Source organism: uncultured Agrobacterium sp., assembly GCF_913777885.1.
GTDB lineage: Bacteria > Pseudomonadota > Alphaproteobacteria > Rhizobiales > Rhizobiaceae > Agrobacterium.
In genome coordinates, this window is the sequence record NZ_CAJYTV010000001.1 from 103388 (window position 1) to 127648 (window position 24261).

Genomic DNA, 24261 nt, shown 5'->3' on the forward strand with positions numbered 1-24261 from the left:
GATAAGCGCCTAACCTTGCTGGAGGCTGGACTTCAGGCTGATCTGCAGATCGACAAGTTCGTAGATGCTGTTGTCGTCACGCTCCCTCGCCTCATCTTCGCGGGCGCTGTCGCGTTTGTCCTCCAGCTTCTCGCCTTTCTTGGTTTCCTTCAGCAGCTGGTTTTCCTGAACCTGCTGAATGGCCTCCAGACGGACATCGCGGGCCATCAGACGACTGTGCCGCATCACATAATGTTTGAGCATATCCTGATGAAGCGGATCATAGGTGGTCAGATAGCCGGTGAGCTCCTCGATCCGTTCGGCAAGCTCGGTCCGCTCGCGGGTGGTGATGGCCAATTCGTTCTCGACCATCTTCTTCAGGTGCCCCTGAACCTTTACCAATCTGTCGAGCTTCTTCGATTTCGATAGATCCGCCATGTCACTCACATATTCGCAAAAACGAGGAAGAAACCGTTGACGAACTGGTTCACCACCGCGGCGATACCGAAGTAGAGAAGCAGCAAGCCGCCTGCCAGAACATAGGGCGTGGAGATGAAGTAGACCGGTATCTGTGGCGCTAGCTTGTTGATCAGACCAATCGCCACGTTGAACAGGAAGCCGTACAGGATGAAGGGGCTCGCAACCCGGATAGCAACGTTCATGGAGGCCGCGAGCGTATCGGTGAGGCTAATCAACATGCGCTGCGCCGTCACGGGTCCGCCAAGCGGGATAGAGGTATAGGACTCCACCAGCGCCTTGAAGATCACGTGGTGAAAATCGAGAATGAACAGCAGCAGCAAGACGCCGAAAGTCAGCATGCTGGCAAGCTGGCTTTCCGAGGTATCCTCCAGCACATCCTGCGCCGGTGGACCGGTAAACGCTATCGCCGTACCCATGACGGTTGCGGCAAACTGCATGCCAAGCAGATAGAGATGGGCAATGAGTCCGAACATCGCTCCTACGAGTGTTTCAAAGACCATTGCCTTGAAGAAGGCGACGATATTGCCCTGCGTCACTGGATAGATCACATCCCACAGCAATGGCAGGAGCGCGAGCGACAGGGTCAAGGCAAGGAACAATCTGATCTGTACAGGAAGCCGGGCTGAAGAAAATCCAGGCATCGCCATAAGACAGGCGCCGATCCGGCAAAAGGCCAGGAACAGCGCCATGATGGTTCCTTGTGGATCCGAAATCATGAAATGGAGCCGAGTATCTTGATTTCCGTGCCCTTTGCCAGTTCGACATGCGACAACACGGGCAAGGTGCTGAAGAGTCGTTCCGTAATCATTCTCACATATGCGCGTGTTTCAGGCAGAGTGACAAGCACGAATGGCAGTCCGACATCCATATATTCACGGATTACTTTCGTCGCCTCGTTGCTGAACTCTTCGACCTGGCGCGGATCGATATCGAACTCGACGACATCGCCCTTCGGATCGCGTTTGAGCGCCTGCTGGAAGATCACGTCCCACTTCGTACCAAGACGCAAGACCCGCAGGACGCCATTGTCGGACAAGTCGCCGCAGATCTGCTGGGCCATGCGGATGCGTACGTGCTCGACGATCTGTTCGGTCTTGCGCAGGTGCGGTGCCAGTTCGGCGACGGCTTCGAGAATGAGATGCAGGTTGCGGATGGACACCCGCTCGGCCAGAAGAAGTTTCAGAATGGCCTGCAGGCCTGAATAGGACATGTGAGATGAGCAGATCTCGTCGGCCAGCTTCTTGTATTCCGGATCGAGCCGGTCGATCAGCACCTTGACGTCCTTGTAGGACAGCAGCATCGGAAGGTTGTTGCGGATGACCTCGCTGACATGCGTCAACAGAGCAGAAATATTGTCGATCGGGTGGAAGCCTTCGCGTCTCAGATCGTCGACGAAATGCTCCAGAACCGAGACGGCTGGCATGCCGAAAGCGGGTTCTCTGACATCGTCTCCAGGAACCGAAGGACGCCGGCCCTTGCCGGTAATGACGAGCACTTCACCGACGCGCAGCGTATTGGCTGCGACCGTCGTTCCATGGATGCGGATCTGGTAGGATTTGTCGGGAATGGCGATATCGTCGGTGACCTTGATTTCCGGCACGACGAAACCGTACTGCGCAGCGAACTTCTTGCGCATCTTGCCCACGCGGAAACCGAGTTCCTGATGCGCGCCAAGAAGTCGCGGTGACACCTGCTTGCCAAGTGCAAGCTCAATCTCCGTGGTGCGCAAGACGCTCTTGACCGTTTCGCTTTCAGCCTGGTTGGCGTCGGCCACCTTCTGGTCTTCTTCGGCCTGAGCGACGTCCTTATCGCGCTGCATCTGGCGGGGAATGAACCACGCGCCAAGCGCGAGGCCTGCACCGAGGGAAACGAAGGGCAGGAAGGGAAGACCCGGCACAAGAGAAAGAATGAACATCAGTCCGGAGGCAACGGACAGTGCCTTCGGATAACCGCTCAGCTGGTTGATGACGGCTGTATCGGTGGAGCCGAGGGTGCCGCCACGGGTGACGATAAGGCCAGCCGCCAGCGAAACGATCAGAGCAGGCACCTGCGTGACGATACCGTCACCAACGGAAAGCTTGACGAAGACGTCAGCCGCCTCGCCAACCGGCATACCGTGGCGGAAGACGCCGATGATGATGCCGCCACAGACGTTGATCATGGTAATGAGCAGACCGGCGATGGCGTCGCCGCGAACGAATTTCGACGCACCGTCCATCGCACCGTAGAAGGAGCTTTCCTCTTCCAGCTCACGACGGCGAAGCTGTGCTTCCTTCTCGTTGATGATACCTGCCGACAGATCCGCATCGATCGACATCTGCTTGCCGGGAATGGCGTCCAGGGTGAAGCGGGCGCCGACTTCTGCGATACGCGTGGCACCCTTGGTGATGACGATGAAGTTCACCACGATCAGGATAAGGAAGACGATCAGACCGATGACGAAGTCGCCGGACATGACCAGGCTCGAAAAGCCTGCAATCACGCCACCTGCGGCGTCGTGGCCCTGGTGACCATGCGACAGGATCACACGCGTCGTCGCGATGTTGAGCGCCAGGCGGATCATGGTGGCGATCAGCAGGATCGTCGGGAATGAGGAGAAATCAAGCGGACGGTGTATCCACAGTGACACCATCAGGATCAGAACAGAAAAGGCGATGGAGAATGCCAGTCCCATATCGATCATGAAGGGTGGGATCGGCAGGAACAGAATGCACAAGATGGCAACGATGCCCGCTGCAAACCCAATGTCGCGTCCGCGCGGGGCGACTTTCGGAAGTGGCATTACGCTGGGCGGGGTAGCCATTTTAACTCCATCTCATCATGAGAACCGGCAGGCGATCCAAAACCTTCCCATCATGAAAAGGCTTGCCGACCTGTTGGACGCAGATCAACAACCGAGCAATAACGCCTCAAGCTTGCGCGAGAGTGGAGGCAGGCATCATAAAGGAACAGTGGCCAGAAGAGATCAAAAAGCCCGCATTTTCCGGGTTTTACGGGCGAAAAAAGAATTTTTAGCTTTGGTCAACCGTCATCTTGTAATATGGTGGCGTGTAGTATTTGCGCCATGACCGCGTATCCGTAGACCATGAACGGTCTTCAACGAACTAAGGCTTGTCATGGTTGTGTCGACATATAACAGCTATCTCACCATTAACCGGGACATGAAGGCATCTCTGTCCAAGGTGGAGAGTCAGGCGTCCGTCAAGCGTGACACCGAATATTACGAAGCCAATATCGGCAAGGTAAAGACCGTCGACGATCTGCTTGGCGACTACCGGCTCTATTCCTATGCGATGAAGGCATACGGTCTCGAGGAGATGACCTATGGCAAGGCTTTCATGCGCAAAGTGCTGGAAAGCGATCTCAGCGACAGCAAGAGTTTTGCCAATACGCTGACCGACAAGCGCTATCTCCAGTTTGCCCAGGCCTTCAACTTCAAGGGCGACACCAAGGTAGCTCAAAACACGGCGCAGGCGGATAGTACGACCGAAGCTTACAAGGCCTCTTTCACTGCCGAAGAAACGAATATCAAGACAGAGTCGGCCTATTTCGCCTCCCGCATCGGTACGGTGACGAGCGTTGACGATCTTGTCAACAATACGCGGCTGCGTGCCTACGTACTTGACGCCGTCGGGCTTGATTCAACCTACACATCGAAGGCGTATCTGAAACAGGTCTTGACGAGCGATCTCAACGATCCCCAAAGCGTTGCCAACACGGCGTCGAACCCCGCCTGGAAGAAGCTCACGGGTCTGTTCAATTTCAATGCCGACGGAACCATAAACGGCCAGGCGCAGACGAGCGATCAGACGGAAGATCTAAAGCTCGACTACGTCGCCAGCATGTCGACCTATCCTTCCAAGACCTTACTGGAAGCCAACCAACGGTACTGGGACAAGCATGTTTCCCAGGTCCAAAGTGCGCAGGATCTGGTCAAGGACAGCCGTCTCGTCGCTTACGTCAAGACGGCCTTCGACCTTAACCCTGCCATTATGGCGAGCAGCGTTGCAAGCCTGATGTACAGCCAGAACTTTGCCACCACCTATGGCAACACCAAGTTGCTCTCAGCCTTCGAGTTTCAAAGCGACGGTTCTCTTGCCGCTGGCAGCACTCCCCAGACAGCGGCGCAGGCGAGCAGCCTTGCGACGCAATATGTGAAGGCGTTCACCAAGGACTCGGACAAGAAGATCGCCGACGCGGTGACCAACTACGAGAACCGCATCGCGAAAGTCACGAAAGTCGATGATTTCTTCGTTTCCAATGCGAAGGATGACGACAAGAACAACAATGCAGTGACCGAAATCTGGGATGTTGCGCTGAGGGCGTTCGGCATCAATCCGGATGAAGTGTCGAACTCCGAGCTCAAGAAAATTCTCTCAAGCGACGTCAACGACCGGAAAAGCTACGTCAACAGGCTGGGTGACGACCGATATGTGGAACTGGTCAAAGCTTTCAATTTCACCTCCACCGGCGAGGCGGAAGCGCCGCTGACCGCCCAGTCGGAGCGAATGATCACCCAGGTGACCACCGATTACAAAGCGCTCAAGCTCAGAGGCCTGAGTGATGCTGCCAAAGAGACTGCCTCCAAGGCCGCCGATAAAGAGATTGCCTATTACACCTCGACTATTGCCAGCATCAAAACAGCAGACGATTTGCTCAAAGACACGCGCCTGACCAAGTTCGTCTTGGAAGCGAATGGACTTGATCCGAAGGAGGTTTCGACCGCAGATCTCCGCAGGATGTTCAAGTCGGACCTCTCCGATCCGAAGAGCTTCGTCAACACGCAAAGCAGCAACAAATTCGCGGAAATCGTTGCCTCCTTCAACTTCAGCGACCAGGGGAAGCTGGACGAAAGCACGATGAAAGGCGTTCAGCAGCGCGGCGCCATTCTGGAAACGACCAACCAGTATCTTCAGCAGACATTGGAAGTTCAGCAGGGCCAACAGAATGACGGCGTTCGCCTCGCGCTCTACTTCAAGCGCAAGGCGCCAGAGGTTTCCAGCCCCTACGGTATTATCGGCGACACAGCACTCTTCGCGTTCTTCAAGACGACCTATAACCTGCCCTCCTCCATCGCCAACATGGATGTTGCCAAGCAGGCCGACCTCGTTAAAAAATATATCGATGTGAATAAGCTGAGCGACCCTGAATATGTCGACAAGCTGGTAAAGCGCTTCACCGCGCTTTATGACACGCAAAACAGCAGCACCCAGTCCCCGGCCCTGACCCTTATGGGACGATCGGCGACAATCAGTGCGGATACGCTGCTTGCCGTTGCCCAGTTGAGATCGGGTTAAAGCTGCGTAATTTCAGGGGGAGTTCTGTTTCCGAGCAGAAGCCCGGATCAATACTCGCTATCGGAATCGCTACGGCGGCGATTTTCAGCATGCTCTTCATCATCGGCAACAGGAATGGCGTAGGCGCCATTCAGCCAGCGCGCGAGATCGAGAGAGCGGCAGCGATCCGAGCAGAAGGGATAATCTTCCCGCGATGAGGGCTTTCCGCATTCAGGGCAAGGCTGCGCCTTTCTCAGCGGCGTGACTTTGGATTGGGACATGGCTTTCAGCCTTCCTGCCAGCCAGACGTCACCTCGAAGCCTTCACCGGCCAGAAGTGAGGCCGTTTCGTAGAGCGGCAGGCCAACCACATTGGTGTAGGAGCCGGTGAGTTTCTGAACGAAACAGCCAGCAATACCCTGTATCCCATAGGCTCCGGCCTTGCCGCGCCACTGGCCCGACGCGATATAGTTTTCTATTTCGGACTGCGACAAACGCTTGAAACGGACCTTGGTTTCGGCCACCTTCTGGCGAACCCTGCCACTGGGCGTGATCAGGCAGATTCCGGTATAGACCCAATGGCTTCTGCCGGAGAGAAGGTGCAAGGCTGCCGAGGCGTCTTCGATATATTCCGCCTTGCCGACAATCCTGCGTCCAACCGCGACGACCGTGTCCGATCCCAGAATATAGGCATCCCGCCAGGCCAGCTCGCCTTTGACCGCCTTGTAAGCGGCCTGCGCCTTCTGCAGCGACAAGCGCCGGCAGAGCGTGCGGGGATGTTCGAGGCGCGCGGGGGTTTCGTCGATGTCCATCGGCATCAGCCGCGAAGGCTCAATACCAACCTGATGAAGAAGCTCAAGACGGCGTGGCGATCCGGAAGCCAGAATCAGCTTTTGTTTTGGGTCTGTCATGCTCTGCCAGCCGTCCGATCTGTCGGGCGATTACTTGAAACGGTAGGTGATGCGGCCTTTTGTCAGGTCGTAAGGTGTCATTTCGACCAGAACCTTGTCGCCAGCGAGAACGCGAATACGGTTCTTGCGCATGCGTCCTGCCGTGTGAGCGATGATCTCATGCTCGTTTTCCAGCTTCACACGGAACGTCGCATTGGGCAGGAGTTCGGTCACGACGCCCGGGAATTCAAGGACTTCTTCTTTTGTCATATAGGTTTGTTTCTTCCTGTTGATGATGCCGGGCGAAAACTGCCCGGGAAAATTGCGCGGAAACTACACAATCGCCGCACATTTGTGAACCTAAATTGTCGTCTGCTTCAAAGCGTTTCCGAAAATGGCTGCGCGCGTTGCGGCAGACGCTCCGAAATGAGCTTTTTCAGGTGATCGCGAACCTCGCGATAGGCTTCCAGCCTCTGTTCTCTAGAGCCCGTCTCCACCGTCGGATCCATCGTCGGCCAATAGATGACATCGAGCGCATTGTAGCGCGTCAATTCGAGTGCGGCGTGATGGGCCTCGGGTGTCAGGGTTATGATCAAATCGAAGAAGTCATCTTCGATCTCATCCATCGTACGTGGCTTATGCTTGCCGAGCGTCAGTCCGGATTCATCTAGAACCGCATCGACGAAGGGGTCACGTTCGCCAGCCCTCACTCCAGCGGACTGGATATAAATTCCGGGCGCAACGAGCTGTTTGGCAAGGACTTCCGCCATGGGAGAGCGAATGGAATTCATGCCGCACATGAACAATATGGCGCGTGGGGCCTTTTCTTTCAAGTCTGGAGCGGCCGGACCTTCCATGCCTAACCCCGCCAATAGAGGACACAGACGAGGGTAAAGAGGCGACGGGCGGTATCGAAATCCACCTTTATCTTTCCCGACAAACGGTCCATCAGTGTCTGGGATCCATCATTGTGAATGCCGCGCCGTCCCATGTCGATCGCCTCGATCTGGCTTGGCGTGGATGAGCGGATCGCCTCGTAGTAGCTTTCGCAGATCAGAAAGTAGTCCTTGATGATCCGACGGAAGGGTGTCAGCGACAGAATGTGTGTGGCAACATCTTGTCCTTCCTGCGTCGTGATGGAGAAAACGAGCTTTGCTTCCACCAGCGAAATATTGAGCCGATAAGGCCCGCCCTCATGACCGAGGGGCTCGAAGGAGTTTTCCTCAATCAGATCGAAGATGGCAACGGCGCGTTCGTGTTCCACGTCAGGCGTCGACCGGCCGATGCTTTCGTCCAGCACGACGTCGCAGAGTCTGAAGTCGCCTGCCGCCATCTCCTACCCTTCCGGATTGAGACGAATGGAGACCGACCGCGCATGCGCGTCCAACCCTTCCGAATTGGCAAGCGTGATGGCAGCAGGTGCGAGCTGGCGCAACTGATCGGGGCCAAGCCGCAGGATGGAGGTGCGCTTGACGAAATCCAGAACAGAGAGTCCAGAGGAGAAACGGGCCGAGCGCGCCGTCGGCAGAACGTGGTTCGATCCGCCGACATAATCGCCGATGACCTCGGGCGTATGACGACCAACGAAGATCGCACCCGCGTTGCGAACGCCCGCCATCAGTGTCTCCGGGTCATCCACCGCCAGTTCGAGATGCTCGGCCGCGATACGGTTGGCCAGCGGAACAGATTTGGAGAGATCATCGACCAGAATGATCGCACCGAAGTCGTGCCAGCTTGCGGTCGCAGTTTCAGAACGCGAGAGCTGTTTCAGCTGTCTCTCTACAGCTTTTTCGACAGCGCGGCCCAGGTCTGCATCATCGGTGATGAGAATGGATTGCGCACCCGGATCATGTTCGGCCTGCGCCAGAAGATCGGCCGCCAGCCAGTCCGGGTCGTTATGCCTGTCGGCGATCACCAGCACTTCAGACGGGCCTGCAATCATGTCGATGCCCACCGTGCCGAACACCTGGCGTTTGGCGGCCGCGACATAAGCATTGCCCGGTCCAACGATTTTGGCAACGGGGGCGATGGTCTCAGTGCCGTAGGCCAGGGCTGCGATAGCCTGCGCACCGCCTATGCGGTAGATCTCCTCGACACCGGCGATACGCGCCGCTGCGAGCACAGCCGAATTGATCTTTCCCGCGTTGGCCGGAACGACCATGACGATACGCTCGACGCCCGCGACCTTCGCCGGCACCGCATTCATCAGCACAGAGCTTGGATAGCTTGCAGTGCCCCCTGGAACGTACAGACCAACGGCTTCGATGGCGGTCCATCTGGAGCCGAGGCCGACGCCGATATCGTCTTCATAGATATCGTCTTTCGGCATCTGCCGTGCGTGATGTTTCTCGATCCGCTGCGCCGCAAGCTTGAGCGCATCCAGAACCTCAGAATCGACCGCGCTCACCGCCGCATCGATTTCCGCTTCCGTGACACGCATGGCGGTTTTTGAAAAATCCAGCCCATCGAACTTCAAAGAGTAATGCGCCAGAGCCTCGTCGCCGCGCTTGCGAATATCGTCGATAACGTCTCGCACGACAGCGTTCACATCCTCCGAAACCTCACGTTTCGTCGTCAGGAACGCAGCGAAATCCCGTTCGAAATCAGAAGACGATTGCTCCAGCCAGATTGCCACTTCACTTCACCCTTTTTGAAGCCTCCCGGAGCCGGCGAGGCGAAACTCTCAGCCGCCTCGAAAGCAGACGGCACATGGGTATGTGGCATAAATCGAAACATGCGGGCAAGGCAATTCCCCGCCCGCTTCACCGCTTCTAATTAGTCCGCCGGATGGACAGGTCTGGACTCGGTTTCCCAGGCACCGCTCAGATCGGTCAACTGCGCCTCGATACATTCCACATCGAGCGCGATAGCCCCGCCTCCAGAGAGCGTGAGCTCAATTGTGCCGTCGGGTCCATCGCCCTTCTGGATGAAACGGATGGCAAGAAGCGAATGGACCTGTTCCTTGTCGTTGCGGTTGATGCCGCTGGAGCGGACTGACGCAACACGCTTCAGGACCAGCGCAGACCGGCACCGCTCCGGCGGATGGTTCGTTTTGCCGCCATGCTCCCAAACGAAACGGTTGGCTGACAGAACGAGCTGGCCGGGACGGGGATCGAAAGACACGTCCTTCAACTTGAAGACACTGTCCTGCATGTGAGTGGAAATAATGGCGAGATCCTCGCCATCCAGCGCCATGAGTTTAAGGCCGCTCATCGTTTCTTGGTCCTCATCTCGCGGACAGGTCCGCGCTCTCGCGTTCAACATATGCGAAGTACGACGCGCACCACACGGGTTGTTCGCGTCATCGTTCAAGTGGTTGATCTTGAGATAGGCAGTCGGGGCCGGTTCTTCAACGGACACGGCCCCTCGTTAAGGATCGGCGATGAAGGCTCAGTCGCTAACGCGCTCGACTTTCGCGCCGCAGCGGTTCAGTTTTTCTTCGAGACGCTCGAAACCGCGGTCCAGGTGATAGACGCGCGACACCATGGTTTCGCCTTCGGCAACAAGTCCGGCAATGACCAGCGAAACGGATGCGCGCAGGTCGGTCGCCATCACCGGTGCGCCGCGCAGACGCGACACGCCTTCAATGCGCGCCATCTGCCCCGAGAGCGAAATCTTGGCGCCGAGGCGGGCCAGTTCCTGCACATGCATGAAGCGATTTTCGAAAATCGTTTCGGTGATGTGTGATACGCCGTCGGCCCTGGTCATCAGGGCCATGAACTGCGCCTGCAAATCCGTCGGGAAGCCGGGGAATGGTTCGGTCACGACATCGACGGGACGAATGCCGTTGCCGTTGCGCACCACGCGAAGGCCGGTCTGCGTTTCCGTGATGGTGGCACCGGCAAGCCGAAGCGTTTCGATGGCGTTGTCGAGCAGCGAAGCGCGCGTGCCTTCAAGCACGACGTCGCCACCTGTCATGGCGACTGCCATGGCGTAGGTGCCGGTTTCGATGCGGTCGGGAAGAACGCGGTGGCGCGCACCGGAGAGTGAGGTCACGCCTTCGATGGTGATGGTCGACGTGCCTGCACCTTCTATTTTTGCGCCCATGGCTGAGAGGCACTGGGCAAGGTCGACGACTTCGGGTTCGCGGGCTGCGTTATGAATGACCGTCGTGCCACGTGCGAGCGTCGCAGCCATGAGCATAACATGGGTCGCACCGACAGAAACCTTGGGGAAGGTGTAGGTGGCACCGATCAAACCGCCAGCGGGTGCGGTCGCATTGATGTAACCGCCGTCGATTTCCATTATGGCGCCGAGCGCTTCCAAGCCTTCGATGAAGAGATCCACAGGGCGCGTGCCGATAGCGCAACCGCCTGGCAGCGAGACTCGTGCCCTGCCTTCGCGGGCGAGAAGCGGGCCGATCACCCAGAAGCTGGCGCGCATCTTGGAGACAAGTTCGTAAGGAGCGGTCGTATCGACGATCGTGCGGCAGGTAAAATGCACCGTGCGGGAATAGCTCTCGCCCTGGCTTTCGCGGCGGCCATTGACGGAGATATCGACGCCGTGATTGCCGAGAATGCGGATCAGCTGCTCGACGTCAGCCAGATGCGGCACATTTTCCAATGTCAGCGTATCGCTGGTCAGCAGCGATGCGATCATCAGCGGCAATGCAGCATTCTTTGCTCCGGAAATCGGGATGATGCCGTTCAGCTCGTTCCCGCCTGTGATTCTGATACGATCCATTCGTCCCTTACGAGCGATGCGCTCGCCTTTCCTAAATGCCGGTAAGGCATGTGTTGGCGCCGGCCTGCCATTTCGGCAGCTCAGCTGAAAATACATGGTGCCGCCGACCTCACGAGCGAGTTCAAGCGGAAGATGAAATCCCTGTCCGGTTCAATTGTCCCCGGCTTGTTCTTGTCCGGACGATTCGTTCGTTTTTACGGCAGGAAGACCGATCGTGTCATCTTCATCGCCGGCGCGACGCGCACGCAGCTGCTGTTTGCGCCGCGCAAGATTTTCACGCAGCTTTTTTGCCGCGCGTGCCTTGCGCTCCGCTTCTCGCTGTTTCGCCTTCTCGCCCGGTCCGCTCTGCCCGGATAGAGGCGGCTGTTGCGGGGTTTCGTCCTGATCTTCATCCATAGGCGGTGTCATAAACGAATTTCCCGCCTTTCAACAGTGGCCCTGTCTTTTTTCAGAAAGGTATGGTGAAGTCGCACTTTGACGCTTGCGCTCGTCAAAAACCTATGGCAATAGGCGCCCACTTGATGTCGAGGCAGCGCTTCGGCGACAGATGCTGCGGTAGCTCAGTGGTAGAGCACTCCCTTGGTAAGGGAGAGGTCGAGAGTTCAATCCTCTTTCGCAGCACCATTCATTCTCATGTAAATTTGCAGTGTTTTCATCGGCTTTGATCGCAGTAGAACCTCGCGTCCATCGATGATGGTCGCACCGATCCCGTGATCGTCATTGGAAAACAACGGCATCATCGCGGGTAATACATTTGACGTGTGCCCTACCGGGCAGATGCAGTTTGGACACGACATCCGATAGAACAGACAGGATGGTCATGGGCGGATACGAAGGATCGCAACACGCCCCAGATCAGAAGCCGGACTGAACGCGGGAAAAGACGAGATTGGTGAAGAGTGCGATTTGCGCGCCGACGAAGGGCGCTGTGAAGCCGATGGCGACCATGACCGCGATGATCTTAGGAACGAACGTCAACGTCATTTCCTGAATCTGCGTCAGCGCCTGGATGAAAGCGATGATGATACCGACCGCCATGGCAGCGAGGACCGCAGGCCCCGATGCGATCAGCACCGTCCAGATCGCATTTTGCATAATATCGAGAGCGTCTGCCTCGTTCATCTCGGTCCGCTCATTCCGCTCCGCCAAATCATGCCGAGCTTGAATTATATGGGTGTGAGCCTCGGGCCAAGATCGGGTTCGACTCCGCGCAGCACGATGCATCAATTCAAAAATTAAAGCGTGCTTTACGGGTCCTAACGGACACGTTTCGCTCTAATGGCTGCCGAAAGCTGCCATTAGAGATACTATGTGATTCGACGGAAGGCGTTAAGCTGCCGTCTGGGAGATTTTGATGCCTTGTCCGATCGCAATCGTCGCGCCCGTCGTCGTGTTGGCCGTTAGCCCTTCGGACGTGACTTCTACAGACTTAACGATGCCGCTCGTTTTGCCATCGGCGCTGGTGATCGTCTTGCCGATGTAGGATGAGGCGTTTGAGAGAGACGAGGCTGAAATCAGACTCTCCAGATTGGTATTCATCTTGATGGACTGCTCTACCTGCGAGAAGGTCGCAAGCTGCGCAACCTGCTGGCTCGGATCCATAGGATCGGTAGGGTCCTGGTTCTTCATCTGGGTGATGAGAAGCTTCAGGAAGTTGTCGTAATCGAGCGTCGCCTTCTTGGCATCCGTCTTCGATGCGGATGTTGCAGTGGTCGCCGTCGATGCAGAACTGGTGACTGGGTCTACCATGGCGCGATTTCCCTTCGCAGTTCGCTCACCGCCGCAGGCGTGATCTCATGGCTGTTGAGAATGCTTTCTTCCTTGGCGTAGAGACCGCGAATGGTCTTCAGCGCGTCAAAAGGACGGCCGGACGAAACCGTGGCATCGATCCGTTTCAATTCGGAACGAATTTCTTCGTTCTTGAAGGTGGCGAGCAGCATGGTGATCGACTTGCGGAAGAGTGTCAGCGACTGCTCCTTGCCTTCCGGATTGATCAGCATCATCTGCACGATGAAGTACAGCTGCCGCAGAGGTGTGGTCGTATCCTCAAGTTGAAGGACATGGTTTTCAAGAAGAAACGTCACATCGTTGAGGAATTCCAGGGACACTTTTCTATCGACCCGAAGTACGGCGCCGTTAATGAAGATTTTTTCCCCAGACTTCAAGGAAATCCGCAGTGTACTTTTCATTTTAGTCCATCCTTGATGATGGTGGTGACGTCGATAATGCCCTGGTAGTTCGTAGAGTTACGCTTGCGTATCTGCTCGCATTCCTTGAGAATCCACATGGCGATGGAAATAAGGTTGGCTTTCAGTTCGACCGGCAGTTCATTCTCGGGTTGCCGGAGATCGTCAATGAAACGTGTCCAAACCCGCCTTGTGTAGAAAATGGCCTCAATGCCGTCCTTGCCATATCTGTCCTGCTGCTTGGCAATCTCCAGGAGTTCGATAGATCGCTCAAGGACCTGTCTTTCCCGGTCGCGGGCAATATGGGGGTCATCCTCCATGATCTCCGCATATGAAAACTGGAACATTTATTTTTCCTTCATGGCCCAATGCGCCGCCCGTCATCGGCGGAATAGTTCCTGTTAAATGAAGTTCACGAGGCTAAGCCCCTGAATTTTCGAAGTGATTTTGTAAGACGTCTCGACCTGGTTCAAAAGCGTGGTGAGCCGCGTCGATGCTTCATAGGTGTCGATGCCCACAAGATCGGAAAGCTGAGTGTCGATGATGGTCTTTTGCGCACTCATATAGGTGTTCGCCTTTTCCACTCGCTCCTGAGACAAGCCGATCTTGGCACGCTGAGTATCGATGTTGGCAATGGCGGCGCCTGCAAGCTTGGTCGTGGTTTCATTCACCACTGACAGCGCGCTCGCGCCCAAACCATGATTGACCAGCTGAGAGGATATCACACTGGCGAGCACCAGGTTCTTGAAACCGTCAGCGTTGGCGCTGGTGGATGTCGATACGGTTTCCGAAGTGCTAATGCGGCTGCTCATCGTGGTATCGGACGCATTGGTCCAGGACGACCAGTCGAAATTGTCCTGATAGTCCTGCAAGAAGCTCGCGACATCGGTTGGCGAGGCCGCAGACGGATCCGGAAAGCGAGTGTCGAACGCCGTTTTCAGATCGCTGCCAATATCGGCGATGAAGCTATCGTTCAAAGTCTGCGCGTCGGTATTGATGCCCGAGAACAGGTACTCTCCGTTGACGGCGGTGTTCGCATAGCTGGTGAAATTCTCCAGCACCGAGTTCGCAGTCGTCGCCGCCACTCCAAGGCTGCTGGAGTCCGTGTTGCCGCTGAGCGCGATAACCGAATTGAGCAGGGTCTGTGCCGAATCCGACATGTTCTTCATCGCAAGTTGCGACGCATCCATGCGCTGCTGTGCGACCGAGTTCGAATCGACGATCGACTGAAGCCGCTTGCTTTCGCGGGTGTAATCGAGACTCGTCGAGGTGCGCGTCCCAAGTACCACACCGGCATCAGAATAGGTGCCGGTAACGGCTTCCTTCTGCAGCTTGCTGATTTCGGCCTGAGCGTTGGTCACCGTCAATTGCATGGCCGTGCTGACGGTTTGTGAGGAGATCGCCGTTGTTTTCATATTAGTTCGCTGCCTCCAACAGTGTCTTCAGAAGATCGTCTACCGTCGACATGAGCTTTGCGGCTGCCTTGTAGGACTGCTCGATATCGAGAAGCTGAATAAGCTCCTCATCGAGATTGACGCCGGTTGCGTTGGAATAGGCTTCCTTCGATTTGGTCAGCATGACGGAGGTGTTATCGGCTGCCGACGTGGCGTTGCTGCGATATTCCTCGATGAAGCCGACAGAGTCCGTCGCAAAGCTGAGAAGCGTCGTATTGGTGGAGAGGCCGACAGCTGGATCGAAATCCATCTGCGTGTTGAGACCCGCGGTGTATTTGTAGAGAAGATCCGAATAACCGCTCGATCCTGCCGTGTTCGGGCTCGTTCCGGCAATGCTGCCGTCGCGCAGTTTTGTCGGCGCTGCGACCGCATTGGGAGCCACGGAGATCAATCCGGCGAGGCCCGGGATAACCTGGGGCGTCTCGAAATCCACTGTCGATGCGTCGCGGGTGGTGAAGAGACCGGCGACAGGATTGCCCGCGCCGTCATCTTCAGCAAAGGTCTTCATCAGTCCGCGGGCGATTTCATCCAGTTGCGACTGATAGCTCGGATAAACCTCGTCACGCAGTTGAAGCAGGGCCGGAAGTCTGCCCTTCGCCGTGGTATTGCTTCCCGAACCAGGCTTGACTGCCACGCCGTCGATGAAGATCGAGGAGCCGGTGGTGGATGCGTCATAAGCGGCGCGAGGCTCGAAGGATATTTTTCGAGGTGTGGTCTCAAACAGCGTCGTGCCATCGGACGTGTAGATCGCAATGTCGTTGCCCGAACGGACAGCCGTCGAAATACCGATGATGCCGGAGATTTCCTTCAGCAGGCCTTCGCGCTTGTCGAGCGCGTTGTTCGGATCGCGTCCAACCGACGTTGCGTATTTGACGGAATCGTTTGCCTGTTCGAAATCGGACAGCAGTTGATTGAGCTTGGCGACGGTGTTTTGAATGTCGCTATCGGCATCGGCGCGCAACTGCTGGACCGAGTTGGTCGACGTATTGAGGGCATTGGCAACGTCCGTCGACGCGCTGACGACAGCGGACGCCAGCGTCACGTCGCTTGGCGAGGCTGCATAGGTCTGCAAGGCGTTCTGTAGCGCTGCCAGATAGGTAGAGGGTGCTGCCGTATATTCTTCTCCGCCTAGAACGACGCTCAGCGACTTCATTCCATCCAGGAACTTTTGCTTACCGGCATCGTCGGAAGAGGCAGAAAGGTTCTGCTTGAGAAGAGCGGTGTCTTCAACTCGCTCGATCTTGACGGTGATGGCACCGGTTGACAAGCTTGTGCTGGTGACTGCCGCCCGGCGATTGTAATCCGAAGAGCTTGCATTCGAAATATTATTCGAAACGACGGCGCTCTGGAGCGACGTATTGCTCAGAGTGGCCTTAGCCGTATTCAGTGCCGAACCAAGCGACATTCACTCGTCCTCTAAACGTTATCTTACCAGATTGATGAGTACGTCCATCAGATCGGAACCCGTCTGGAAGACCTTGGAATTTGCCGTGTAGCTGCGCTGAGCCTGGATCATTTCAGTCAGTTCGTTGGCGATATCGACGTTCGACTGCTCCAACTGCTTGGAGGCGATCGTTCCAAACCCGGTCTGACCGGCAAATCCAAGCGTTACGACGCCAGAGTCGGCAGTAGTCTGGAAGACGTTGCCGGAGAGTACCTTCAGATTGTTCGGGCTTGCCACATCGGCCAGCGGGATCTGAAACAGCGGGCGGGGCGAGGATTTGGCATAGGTCGCGTAGACCGTTCCGTCTGCATTGATGGAAACGGACTGAACTTCCTCGGCCGGGTTACCGTTGACCGAGCCCTTGGAGATCGTCGACTTTTCCGCGCCGAGTTGCGACATGCCGGAAAGATCGACGGTGATCGAAGTGCTGTTATTCGTGTCGTCGATCAGGATCGTTGCGGGATCGTTCGTCAGCTTGCCGAGATCGTCGTAGCTCATGGTTTCAGTGGTCAACGCTGGCTGCGAGTAAGGGAAGCCGCCAGTGGCCGATGCAAACGCCGAGTCGTAGACAGACACTTCCCATTCGCCATCTCCGGTTTTGGAGAAGTAGAAATCGTACTTCACTGCATTGCCAAGAGGATCGTAACCCGTCACCGAGGTCTTCAAGGTGCTGACCTGATCGACATTGACAGTGGATGAGTTCGTGCTCGGCAGGTTGGCTGCTGCCACGATCGGCGCGGAATCTGTCAGGTTGCCGGTCAGAGCACCGGATGTAGAGGCCGTAGCCGTCATGCCATCGGCTGAAATATTGACCGGGACCAGCCCGTCGTAACTATTGATCACGGTGGTCGGCGTCGTACCGGTGTATTTGTAGCCGAGCAGCTTGAAGCCACCATCATTGACCAGAAAGCCTTCATCGTCTGGCTTGAAGGAACCGGCCCGCGTCAGGAACGTGTTTCCTGCCGTATCCTGTACGACGAAGAAGCCGTCGCCCTGAATAGCGATGTCGGTCGCCGATTGGGTCGACTGCAGTGGTCCATTCTGCGAGATGGAGTAATTGACGTTGGTCATGACGCCACCGGAATTGTAATTACCGCCACCGGAGCCCAGCACCAGCGTCGAAAAGGATGTCGACGCACTCTTGTAGCCAGTGGTGCTGGCGTTCGCGATGTTGTCACCGACCGTCCCGAGCTTGTTGGCCTGAGCGCCCATGCCGGATACAGCAGTTTTCATCGTTCCAAAAAGGCTCATGTCGAATCCTCTATTCCTGTTCTTGCTGACGTTAGGATGCGGGCCTTGCGTGAGGCTGTCTGTTTTCGTCAGCCTGGAAAATTTCGTTACGCCGGACATGCGGCAGCCTGAAAACGAAAAAGACCGGCAAGGACCGGTCTTCGCAAAAGATGTTATTGAAATGTAGAAACAAAATCGCGGGCTCTTATACCCGCGATGACATTCATGACCAATCGATGCAGTATCCGAGGAACCGCTTGGAGTCGATCGGATCGAAGCCGAGCTTCTTGCGCAGCTTCTTGCGCAGCTTGCTGATGTGGCTTTCAACAACGTTCTCTTCGACCTCTTCGTCGAAGATGCCGTAAATGGCGTTGAAGATCTGCGCCTTGGAAACGCGGCGACCACGATTGGCGATTAAATATTCCAGAATGCGACGCTCGCGGCGCGGAAGCGGGAACACTTCGCCACTCACTTCCGGGTCACGACCGTCGGAAAAAACCCGGATTGGACCGACATCGGTAAACTGGGTGATGACATTGAGCCTGCGGCGAATAGCTGCCGCACGTGCGAGGATTTCGCGCGGATGAACCGGCTTTCTGACTACGTCGTCAACGCCACAATCGAACAGCGCGAGCGTCGCGTCCAGCGAATGCTGGTCGCTGACAGCAATCACAGGTGCCTGGGAACGATCACGGATCGTTCTTGGCAACTCGTGAGAGGTCTCGGCCTGCCCAATCAGAAACGCTTCGATCGCAGCGATGTCCGAGTCCGCTGCGGTGTTTACCCACTCTCCAAATTCTGCTGGATCAAATCCAGTCGAGGGAATTCCCTCTCGGCCAAACAGGGCCGTATACCCTTCTTTAACGAGCTTGCGCTCATCAACTACCACGATCATTCGTCCGCCTCCGAATCAGTGTAGCCAACCTACGTCTAGGGTGTACGAATCGGGCGAATCTCTCACAATTATAGGAAAATACAGGTAATAATTAATAGTTGATTAACCATACTGTGCCGATTTGAACTATATATAGTATGCCTTTTCAAAAAATGGGATATTTTTTCGTGGGAAAAGCTTGTGGAAAAAATTGCAGGGATTGACTCATAAAATTTGACCAATTCTCGCCGCATTTCCAAACGGGCAGAATTCAGCACAACTAATACAATCAGTGATTGCTTATCCCTGGCAAAATTTGCGGGCATTCGCGGTCCATTGACCATAACCCGTTGCGACCAGATTACTGATCACGCGGCAGACATAACGCTGCTGCGCGGGGTCGTTGTTCGGCCCGGCGTGGTACCTTGCTACCGCCATCGTCCAGGTCTCATGCCTGTCGTGCAGCTGCTTGAGAAAGCGTGCAGCATAAGCGACGTTCTTTGAAGGCTCGAACATATCGCCAATAGATCGGAACTCCGCTCCGTGAAAATAGACGTTGATCTGCATGCAGCCGACATCAATCAGCTTGGCGCCTCGCTGTCGGGCCTCCTCAACCATGCGGTAAGCCTCCCCCCGGCTCTCTGGGAAAAAGGCCTTGCCTTCGATATTGATTGCGTAGGGGCTGAGCGACCCCTTGCGTCCGGTTTCCGTCAAGCCGACGGAATAGAGAATTCCTTCGGGAATACCGTACTGGCCTGCGGCGTCATGGATCTGCCGCTCACACTCCACTGCGGCTACGGGCTGTGATGCCTCACAGGTAGACGTGGCCAGGACGAGCGCCAGCAGCGCGAGGAGGTGTTTCAGGCTGTACCGTGATATCATTGCCGTTGGCCTCCTCAGGACCATTGGAGCGCCCCTGGCGATAGAATTGAGGCTGCGCCTGTGATCTCTCATCATTGCCGCGATGGCTGCCCTGCTGCGCGCCTTGCTGGCCAGGATCGCCAGACTGGCGGTTATTGGTGGAATTGTCCTGGCGGTCCGTACCGGTTGCCAGCGAAACGGTCACGTTTTCGACACTGAAACCCTGGGACTTCAATGCATCGACAATTGCGGAGCCGTCTTTTTGAAGCTCGGCGTACCCCTTCAACGTATGCGCGGTCAGATGGACACTGAGCTCATCGCCAACGAGTTTCAAGGCCGCTGTCACGTGACCGAGATCGACCGGGCTCATCTGGATCTTCAGCGTATGAACGACCTGGCCGGTGCTGGTCACCAGTGGCGCGCCCGCTGTCTGCCCGGCCATGGCCGTAGCCCAGTCGGGATCAGATGTCATGGCCGCCGTGATATTGGTTGTGTTGGCTGTGGGCGCGAGCGCAAGAAAGCGCCTGCTGTCGAGCACCTGAACGACGTCGAGATTTGCGGTCGATGCGAGCGTCGCATCGATCTTGGTCGAGCCATCCTCATGAGACGCTATGTGAAGGTCGATTGCTGGCACGTCTGCCTTGGAAACACGCACGACCGTTGCCGGTACGGCATCCTCACCTTCTATGGACGGCTCAACCGGCAGCAGAGCCCCGCCCTCGGAAGACTTGGACTGAGGACCTGTCTGGACGGGGTTCACCGGCTCGCTTGTCGGCGCTGCCGCCACGGCAAGAAGCGACATCAAATCCGGACCATTGCCCGCGGGCGCTGTCGCCACATCGGCCTCGTCACCATCTGCCGGTTTCTCACTGTCGGTATCCGTCGTCTCGTCTTCGACAGGCGCTTCCGCTTTGCCTACGGCCTTGGTCATTGCTTCGATGAAAGTCACCAGATCCGCGAGTGACCCGGCCGTTTCGTCGGTGCTAGCCTGTTCTGCGGGCGCGCCGGGCATAGTTTGAGTGGTCTTAGGCAGGTCGACAAGATTAAGCAGGATAGCGGGTTTGCCCGTCGGCGCTTGTTCGTCGTTGGTAGGGGCTTGCCCTTGCCCGTCATTTGAAGCGGCCACGGGTGCCTTGTCATCGGATTGACGCGCCTGGCTCTGAGCGCCCGTGTCGCCGGAGGCCGATGACGGAGCGGGCTCTCTCGATGTCGCACCAGACGCGCGCGGTTCTGCCTGATCCGTGGATGCAGGTCGTTGTGCTCGCTCGTCAACGGCGCCAAGCACATCGGAGAAGCCGGATCCATTCTGTTTGGATGCTCCCCCGCGATCACGTTTGTCAGCAAGCTTGACGGTGTCGGCATTGGCCGGCACGAGATTGGTCAGGACATTCATGTCATCCTCCTTCTTGCTTCAGCATGGAGTCGATTTCGTTCAACCGCGCCCGGTTCTTGTCGAAAAAAGTCTTTAGTGGAGCGCTATCATCCGTATGCACGGCAGCCTCTTGTGGTGCCTTTGCAGCGGGCTCGGCTTCAGTCTTGTCACCGACGCTGGTGCCAGAGGCCACACCGGCGGCGGCGGCGCTGCTGCCTTGCGCGGCATTGGCTGCCACCGGGCTACCGCCGCCCTCAGCTTGAATACTAGGTGAAGCCGGCGGCCGCATAATCTGCTCCGCGACAGCTTTTGCAGCATCGCGCAAGGCAAGGTCGCGTGGGGAGAGTTCATCTGCCGGAATGGTGGCAAGAGAATCGCTGGCATTGACGACGTCTCGACCCGATACGCTGGTCAAACCAGAATAGAGCTTTGAGAGGGGTTCACGCGCCGTGTCTCCGGTCTCATCGATCAGCGCGTTGGCTCTGTCCGCAGCAAATTTGGCAAGTTCCATCCGACCTTGCAGGGAGGCCTGCCGGGCGATGCGCAGATAAATCTCCTGCGCCCTTTCCGCATCCATCAGTTCCGCGATGTCGCCGATATCCTCGGTGGTCACCGGACCGTAATTATCGATTGCGAAGCTGACGAAGAGATCGGCAAACTGCGAGGCGTAGGGCGAATGGAGAAACCGAAGCGCATATTTCCGGACATAGAGCAGCCCCTTCTCGGGCTGCTTCAACTGTAGCGTCGCCATGATCGAGCGGCGCAAAGCCGCTTCCTCGATGATCGTGCCGGGAGCGCTCAGTCTAGCATCGTCGAAGAAGGGCAGTGAGCCCGCCGGGTCCTTTGAAAAGGCAATATTTCCAGCGATCAGCATGAGATAGGGACCCATGCGGTTGTTCCGATATTCCGGAATCAGGTCGGCGACGATCTTGTCCACCATACCACCACGGCCGCTCAAATACTTTTGCAGGACGTTGACCACGCGGGAATCGAAATATCCCTGCACATCCTTGGCAACGAGATAGTTCAGCGTCGCTGGATTGCCGCCGCTCATGATGTAGATCAGAGCCGCGTCGGCGTTCTTGACGTCCGAGAACACCGACATGTTCGATGTGCGCAAGGTCGTATCGAAGGTCGCGAGCAGAAACTTCTGCATGTCGCGCGCGGAATGATCTCCCATCACGACCGAGTCCTGCACGAATTGCAGCGAACGGAGAATTTTTGCAGGCGGAAGGTCGCTCTGCGCCTGCCCATGGCACGGCGCAAGAAGCCATGAGACGCCCATCAACAATCCAGCAATATGAGTGGCTCTCATCATCCGCTGGCCTCAACCGTCCTCAAGCAATATCTCGATACGGCGATTGGCGCCGTTGAGCGGGTCATCTGCGCTTTGCAAACGACGGTCAGCAAAGCCCGACAATTGTTTGATGCGGCCTTCATCCAGCCCGCCGCGCACCAGCATGTAATAGGCTGCATGGGCGCGATCCATCGACAATGTCCAGTTGTCTTTACCGCCGCTATTGTAAGCCCGACCGTCGGTATGTCCGCGAATGACGACTGCGCCTTTCTGCTTGCTTAAAACCTCGCCGATCTTGCCCATGGCCACCACAAGGTCGCGCTGGGGCACGGCAGACCCTACGCCGAACATCGCCGAACTTGTCTTCTCCGAAATGGTAATCAGCGTTCCGCCTTCAGCAGGGGTCACGACAATGCCCTCCGCAAGCTTGCCCGCGACGCCGGAAACCTGTTGCGCGATTTCCTTGCGCAGTTCATCGGCAGCCTTTTCATCGGCCTGGGAGACCTTCACCGGCGTGGCAGGCGTGGACTGCGCATCTTGCGTGCCAGCAGCCGGATCGGCTTTCTGACCTTGGTCAGGTTTAGGGGTGGGGCGAGGGATCGCCATCGCCACGTCCTGCGGCTTTTCCGCCTCCGGGTCCAGTTCATCTTCTGAAGCCTGGACGGCTTTTACCGCTTTCGCATCGACGGGAGAGCCCAGCGTGTCCGGATCGCCAATGATGCCTGCGACATCCTGCTTCGGCGGCTCGGACTTCTCGCTATCCGGCTTCTGTGCCTTTTCCGGCAGCTTGGTATCCTGGATCGTCACGGACGGGTTCTGCTGCGCAGTGTCCATCTGCTTGCTCCAGAAATCCGGGTCGAAGGGGTCGCGATAAGCCTCGCCGCCCGACGCACCGGTGGAGGGACCGGATTCGCTTGCGCCGCCCTCACCCTTGGCACTGACATTGGCTTGCTGCCCGACTTCCTGAGCGATTTCGGCCAGGACGGCGTAAGGATTTTCGAAGAAGGCCGCCTCGGAGAAATTGACATTCTGCCCAGCGGTGGTGGTCGAATCCTCCCCGCTTGCCGCAGCGCTTCCCTCAGTCGTTTTGTCCGATTTCGTATCGGACTTCGCGCTCGTTTCCTCGCCTTGTTCCTTCTTGGCAGGCTGTTTCAATCCGCGCGCAGCAGGCTGTTCATCGGTCAGCTTGATCGGGTTGAAATAGCTTGCGACCGAAGCCGTCGTCTTTTCGTTCGACGCGTTGACGAGCCACATGACGAGAAAGAAAGCCATCATCGCCGTCATGAAGTCGGCAAAGGCGATTTTCCAGGCACCACCATGCGCGCCGTCATGACCACCCTTGTGCCGCTTGACGATGATGATTTCGTTCTTGCCGTGATGGTGATTTTCGCTCTCACTCATCCGACAGGCCTCTCAAGCTCTGAAAAAACTCCGACAATCTCGTCATCAAAACTGAATTATCCATCTGAACCTGAATATCGATGTCGTCGGACGTATCGAAGTCGATATGGTTGTCGACATCGTCCAAGTCCTTGCGCAGCCTTGAGAGCAGATGCTCCGGCCCGCTGATCCTTATCGTTCCCGCATACCCGTCTTTTATGTCCTGCATGATCTGGACAGAAATTTCCGCCGCGGTCTTGCGAGCCAGTTCCTCCTCCACGAAGTGGCTCAAGACCTTGAGGCAGGCATCTTCGACGTGCTGGTTCACGGCCTGCTTCATCTTGACGACCGAGGTCGCGAGGTGACCGGCAATTTCTTCTTCGAAGCGGATGCGCTGGGCTTCCAGTTCTTCGTCATGGCGCGCCTTCAGAGCCTCAAGCTCTGCCTGATGCTCGTCCTCGAGACGTTGTCTTGCAGCCTGCTCTCCCTCTTCGAAAGCCTTGCGCTTCTCCTCTTCCAGATCGATGGTCGGCTCGACCGAAGGAGCCCACTCGCTTTCAAAGGCTAGCGCCGGCATATCGAACTCAAGCGTAACCGGCTCCTCTGCCGGCACAAACTGGCTGAAGTCCTTCAAGTATTTAGTCAGCGCTGCACTCATCCACGCACCTGGCACCAGACATGACATCCGGCTTTATCAATCCGAAAGGCCTTGCGCCGTAAGCGCAAGGTGTTGGCAGCTGCGATGCAAAGACCAAGGGCCTGAACAGGGACAGCTTTTCATCATGCAGGGTAGAGAGCCAAACTTGTGCGAGGATGAACCTCTCCGGACTTCGTGTCGCAGCGCGACAATATTGTT

At 56.7% G+C, this 24261-nt stretch carries 26 protein-coding genes and 1 tRNA gene; 2 read left to right on the forward strand and 25 right to left on the reverse strand.

The annotated features are described in order from the left end of the window. Positions 1-9: 9 nt before the first annotated feature. From QZ869_RS00490 to flhA, 3 genes are read right to left on the reverse strand one after another with little or no spacing between them, the layout of a single operon-like run. A complete protein-coding gene (locus QZ869_RS00490) occupies positions 10-417 on the reverse strand; it encodes a hypothetical protein (protein WP_296039083.1) in 408 nt (135 codons plus the stop codon). Positions 418-422: 5 nt separating this feature from the next. Next, complete coding sequence (fliR, locus tag QZ869_RS00495) at positions 423-1175, reverse strand: flagellar biosynthetic protein FliR (RefSeq protein ID WP_296018269.1); 753 nt, start codon at positions 1173-1175, stop codon at positions 423-425. Next, positions 1172-3262 carry a flagellar biosynthesis protein FlhA gene (gene flhA, locus QZ869_RS00500; protein WP_296018268.1) on the reverse strand — a complete coding sequence of 697 codons (2091 nt, stop codon included), beginning with the start codon at positions 3260-3262 and terminating at the stop codon, positions 1172-1174. Before flhA ends, fliR begins: the two co-directional genes overlap by 4 nt. Before the next feature lie 313 nt (positions 3263-3575). Here flhA and QZ869_RS00505 point away from each other — a divergent pair, with 313 nt between their 5' ends. Continuing rightward, positions 3576-5756, forward strand: a complete 2181-nt coding sequence (locus tag QZ869_RS00505) for a DUF1217 domain-containing protein (RefSeq protein ID WP_296101997.1) — start codon at positions 3576-3578, stop codon at positions 5754-5756. A 47-nt stretch (positions 5757-5803) separates the two neighbouring features. Here the strand turns inward: QZ869_RS00505 and yacG are convergent, their stop codons facing one another. From yacG to QZ869_RS00550, 9 genes are all read right to left on the reverse strand, one after another. Further along, on the reverse strand, positions 5804-6016 hold the full coding sequence (gene yacG, locus QZ869_RS00510; RefSeq protein ID WP_296018266.1) for a DNA gyrase inhibitor YacG: 213 nt from the start codon (positions 6014-6016) through the stop codon (positions 5804-5806). Between the two features lie 5 nt (positions 6017-6021). Continuing rightward, entirely contained in the window at positions 6022-6645 is a 624-nt protein-coding gene (locus QZ869_RS00515; RefSeq protein ID WP_296101999.1) for a Maf-like protein, read from the reverse strand. A gap of 30 nt (positions 6646-6675) precedes the next feature. Then, positions 6676-6894, reverse strand: coding sequence for a translation initiation factor IF-1 (gene infA, locus QZ869_RS00520; protein ID WP_027673809.1), 219 nt, complete (start codon positions 6892-6894; stop codon positions 6676-6678). A gap of 107 nt (positions 6895-7001) precedes the next feature. Beyond that, positions 7002-7481 (reverse strand): low molecular weight phosphatase family protein, encoded by a 480-nt coding sequence (locus QZ869_RS00525; RefSeq protein WP_296102001.1) that lies wholly within the window; start codon positions 7479-7481, stop codon positions 7002-7004. 2 nt (positions 7482-7483) lie between these two features. Beyond that, a complete protein-coding gene (locus QZ869_RS00530) occupies positions 7484-7957 on the reverse strand; it encodes a UPF0262 family protein (protein ID WP_296039092.1) in 474 nt (157 codons plus the stop codon). Between the two features lie 3 nt (positions 7958-7960). Further along, positions 7961-9259, reverse strand: coding sequence for a histidinol dehydrogenase (gene hisD / locus QZ869_RS00535; protein WP_296039094.1), 1299 nt, complete (start codon positions 9257-9259; stop codon positions 7961-7963). A gap of 140 nt (positions 9260-9399) precedes the next feature. Beyond that, a complete protein-coding gene (locus QZ869_RS00540) occupies positions 9400-9837 on the reverse strand; it encodes a DUF2948 family protein (RefSeq protein ID WP_296039095.1) in 438 nt (145 codons plus the stop codon). 177 nt (positions 9838-10014) lie between these two features. Then, a complete protein-coding gene (gene murA / locus QZ869_RS00545) occupies positions 10015-11307 on the reverse strand; it encodes a UDP-N-acetylglucosamine 1-carboxyvinyltransferase (protein WP_296097716.1) in 1293 nt (430 codons plus the stop codon). A gap of 150 nt (positions 11308-11457) precedes the next feature. Next, on the reverse strand, positions 11458-11715 hold the full coding sequence (locus tag QZ869_RS00550) for a hypothetical protein (RefSeq protein ID WP_296102004.1): 258 nt from the start codon (positions 11713-11715) through the stop codon (positions 11458-11460). Positions 11716-11856: 141 nt separating this feature from the next. On the opposite strand from QZ869_RS00550, the gene QZ869_RS00555 reads away from it, so the two are divergent. After that, a tRNA-Thr gene (locus QZ869_RS00555) sits at positions 11857-11931 on the forward strand. Positions 11932-12162: 231 nt separating this feature from the next. Here the strand turns inward: QZ869_RS00555 and fliQ are convergent. The 13 genes from fliQ to QZ869_RS00620 form a co-directional block, all read right to left on the reverse strand. Beyond that, positions 12163-12429, reverse strand: a complete 267-nt coding sequence (gene fliQ / locus QZ869_RS00560) for a flagellar biosynthesis protein FliQ (RefSeq protein WP_296018251.1) — start codon at positions 12427-12429, stop codon at positions 12163-12165. Between the two features lie 207 nt (positions 12430-12636). Next, positions 12637-13056 carry a flagellar hook assembly protein FlgD gene (gene flgD, locus QZ869_RS00565; protein WP_296039099.1) on the reverse strand — a complete coding sequence of 140 codons (420 nt, stop codon included), beginning with the start codon at positions 13054-13056 and terminating at the stop codon, positions 12637-12639. Then, positions 13050-13496 carry a flagellar biosynthesis repressor FlbT gene (gene flbT, locus QZ869_RS00570; protein WP_296018246.1) on the reverse strand — a complete coding sequence of 149 codons (447 nt, stop codon included), beginning with the start codon at positions 13494-13496 and terminating at the stop codon, positions 13050-13052. Before flbT ends, flgD begins: the two co-directional genes overlap by 7 nt. Further along, complete coding sequence (gene flaF / locus QZ869_RS00575) at positions 13493-13840, reverse strand: flagellar biosynthesis regulator FlaF (RefSeq protein WP_296018244.1); 348 nt, start codon at positions 13838-13840, stop codon at positions 13493-13495. The genes flbT and flaF overlap by 4 nt, the downstream gene beginning before the upstream one ends. A gap of 54 nt (positions 13841-13894) precedes the next feature. Then, positions 13895-14908, reverse strand: a complete 1014-nt coding sequence (locus tag QZ869_RS00580; protein WP_296018241.1) for a flagellar hook-associated family protein — start codon at positions 14906-14908, stop codon at positions 13895-13897. 1 nt (position 14909) lies between these two features. Next, entirely contained in the window at positions 14910-16352 is a 1443-nt protein-coding gene (gene flgK / locus QZ869_RS00585; protein ID WP_296018239.1) for a flagellar hook-associated protein FlgK, read from the reverse strand. Between the two features lie 18 nt (positions 16353-16370). Further along, positions 16371-17642, reverse strand: a complete 1272-nt coding sequence (locus QZ869_RS00590; protein ID WP_296039102.1) for a flagellar hook protein FlgE — start codon at positions 17640-17642, stop codon at positions 16371-16373. A 202-nt stretch (positions 17643-17844) separates the two neighbouring features. Continuing rightward, positions 17845-18516: a winged helix-turn-helix domain-containing protein gene (locus QZ869_RS00595; protein WP_296018236.1), complete on the reverse strand. Its 672-nt coding sequence runs from the start codon at positions 18514-18516 to the stop codon at positions 17845-17847. Between the two features lie 279 nt (positions 18517-18795). After that, positions 18796-19377 carry a transglycosylase SLT domain-containing protein gene (locus QZ869_RS00600; protein WP_296018235.1) on the reverse strand — a complete coding sequence of 194 codons (582 nt, stop codon included), beginning with the start codon at positions 19375-19377 and terminating at the stop codon, positions 18796-18798. After that, a complete protein-coding gene (locus QZ869_RS00605) occupies positions 19307-20749 on the reverse strand; it encodes a flagellar hook-length control protein FliK (protein WP_296102006.1) in 1443 nt (480 codons plus the stop codon). Before QZ869_RS00605 ends, QZ869_RS00600 begins: the two co-directional genes overlap by 71 nt. A gap of 1 nt (position 20750) precedes the next feature. Then, positions 20751-22043: a chemotaxis protein gene (locus QZ869_RS00610; RefSeq protein ID WP_296102008.1), complete on the reverse strand. Its 1293-nt coding sequence runs from the start codon at positions 22041-22043 to the stop codon at positions 20751-20753. A gap of 12 nt (positions 22044-22055) precedes the next feature. Beyond that, complete coding sequence (locus tag QZ869_RS00615; RefSeq protein ID WP_296097727.1) at positions 22056-23426, reverse strand: MotB family protein; 1371 nt, start codon at positions 23424-23426, stop codon at positions 22056-22058. After that, positions 23419-24063, reverse strand: coding sequence for a hypothetical protein (locus QZ869_RS00620; protein WP_296102010.1), 645 nt, complete (start codon positions 24061-24063; stop codon positions 23419-23421). Before QZ869_RS00620 ends, QZ869_RS00615 begins: the two co-directional genes overlap by 8 nt. Positions 24064-24261: the final 198 nt, after the last annotated feature.

What these genes read in the sequence shown, in the direction of transcription:
- QZ869_RS00490 (WP_296039083.1), bottom strand. Translation starts at nt 417, where the DNA reads ATGGCGGATCTATCGAAATCGAAGAAGCTCGACAGATTGGTAAAGGTT.
- fliR (WP_296018269.1), bottom strand. Translation starts at nt 1,175, where the DNA reads ATGATTTCGGATCCACAAGGAACCATCATGGCGCTGTTCCTGGCCTTT.
- flhA (WP_296018268.1), bottom strand. Translation starts at nt 3,262, where the DNA reads ATGGCTACCCCGCCCAGCGTAATGCCACTTCCGAAAGTCGCCCCGCGC.
- QZ869_RS00505 (WP_296101997.1), top strand. Translation starts at nt 3,576, where the DNA reads ATGGTTGTGTCGACATATAACAGCTATCTCACCATTAACCGGGACATG.
- yacG (WP_296018266.1), bottom strand. Translation starts at nt 6,016, where the DNA reads ATGTCCCAATCCAAAGTCACGCCGCTGAGAAAGGCGCAGCCTTGCCCT.
- QZ869_RS00515 (WP_296101999.1), bottom strand. Translation starts at nt 6,645, where the DNA reads ATGACAGACCCAAAACAAAAGCTGATTCTGGCTTCCGGATCGCCACGC.
- infA (WP_027673809.1), bottom strand. Translation starts at nt 6,894, where the DNA reads ATGACAAAAGAAGAAGTCCTTGAATTCCCGGGCGTCGTGACCGAACTC.
- QZ869_RS00525 (WP_296102001.1), bottom strand. Translation starts at nt 7,481, where the DNA reads ATGGAAGGTCCGGCCGCTCCAGACTTGAAAGAAAAGGCCCCACGCGCC.
- QZ869_RS00530 (WP_296039092.1), bottom strand. Translation starts at nt 7,957, where the DNA reads ATGGCGGCAGGCGACTTCAGACTCTGCGACGTCGTGCTGGACGAAAGC.
- QZ869_RS00540 (WP_296039095.1), bottom strand. Translation starts at nt 9,837, where the DNA reads ATGAGCGGCCTTAAACTCATGGCGCTGGATGGCGAGGATCTCGCCATT.
- murA (WP_296097716.1), bottom strand. Translation starts at nt 11,307, where the DNA reads ATGGATCGTATCAGAATCACAGGCGGGAACGAGCTGAACGGCATCATC.
- QZ869_RS00550 (WP_296102004.1), bottom strand. Translation starts at nt 11,715, where the DNA reads ATGACACCGCCTATGGATGAAGATCAGGACGAAACCCCGCAACAGCCG.
- fliQ (WP_296018251.1), bottom strand. Translation starts at nt 12,429, where the DNA reads ATGAACGAGGCAGACGCTCTCGATATTATGCAAAATGCGATCTGGACG.
- flgD (WP_296039099.1), bottom strand. Translation starts at nt 13,056, where the DNA reads ATGGTAGACCCAGTCACCAGTTCTGCATCGACGGCGACCACTGCAACA.
- flbT (WP_296018246.1), bottom strand. Translation starts at nt 13,496, where the DNA reads ATGAAAAGTACACTGCGGATTTCCTTGAAGTCTGGGGAAAAAATCTTC.
- flaF (WP_296018244.1), bottom strand. Translation starts at nt 13,840, where the DNA reads ATGTTCCAGTTTTCATATGCGGAGATCATGGAGGATGACCCCCATATT.
- QZ869_RS00580 (WP_296018241.1), bottom strand. Translation starts at nt 14,908, where the DNA reads ATGAAAACAACGGCGATCTCCTCACAAACCGTCAGCACGGCCATGCAA.
- flgK (WP_296018239.1), bottom strand. Translation starts at nt 16,352, where the DNA reads ATGTCGCTTGGTTCGGCACTGAATACGGCTAAGGCCACTCTGAGCAAT.
- QZ869_RS00590 (WP_296039102.1), bottom strand. Translation starts at nt 17,642, where the DNA reads ATGAGCCTTTTTGGAACGATGAAAACTGCTGTATCCGGCATGGGCGCT.
- QZ869_RS00595 (WP_296018236.1), bottom strand. Translation starts at nt 18,516, where the DNA reads ATGATCGTGGTAGTTGATGAGCGCAAGCTCGTTAAAGAAGGGTATACG.
- QZ869_RS00600 (WP_296018235.1), bottom strand. Translation starts at nt 19,377, where the DNA reads ATGATATCACGGTACAGCCTGAAACACCTCCTCGCGCTGCTGGCGCTC.
- QZ869_RS00605 (WP_296102006.1), bottom strand. Translation starts at nt 20,749, where the DNA reads ATGAATGTCCTGACCAATCTCGTGCCGGCCAATGCCGACACCGTCAAG.
- QZ869_RS00610 (WP_296102008.1), bottom strand. Translation starts at nt 22,043, where the DNA reads ATGAGAGCCACTCATATTGCTGGATTGTTGATGGGCGTCTCATGGCTT.
- QZ869_RS00615 (WP_296097727.1), bottom strand. Translation starts at nt 23,426, where the DNA reads ATGAGTGAGAGCGAAAATCACCATCACGGCAAGAACGAAATCATCATC.
- QZ869_RS00620 (WP_296102010.1), bottom strand. Translation starts at nt 24,063, where the DNA reads ATGAGTGCAGCGCTGACTAAATACTTGAAGGACTTCAGCCAGTTTGTG.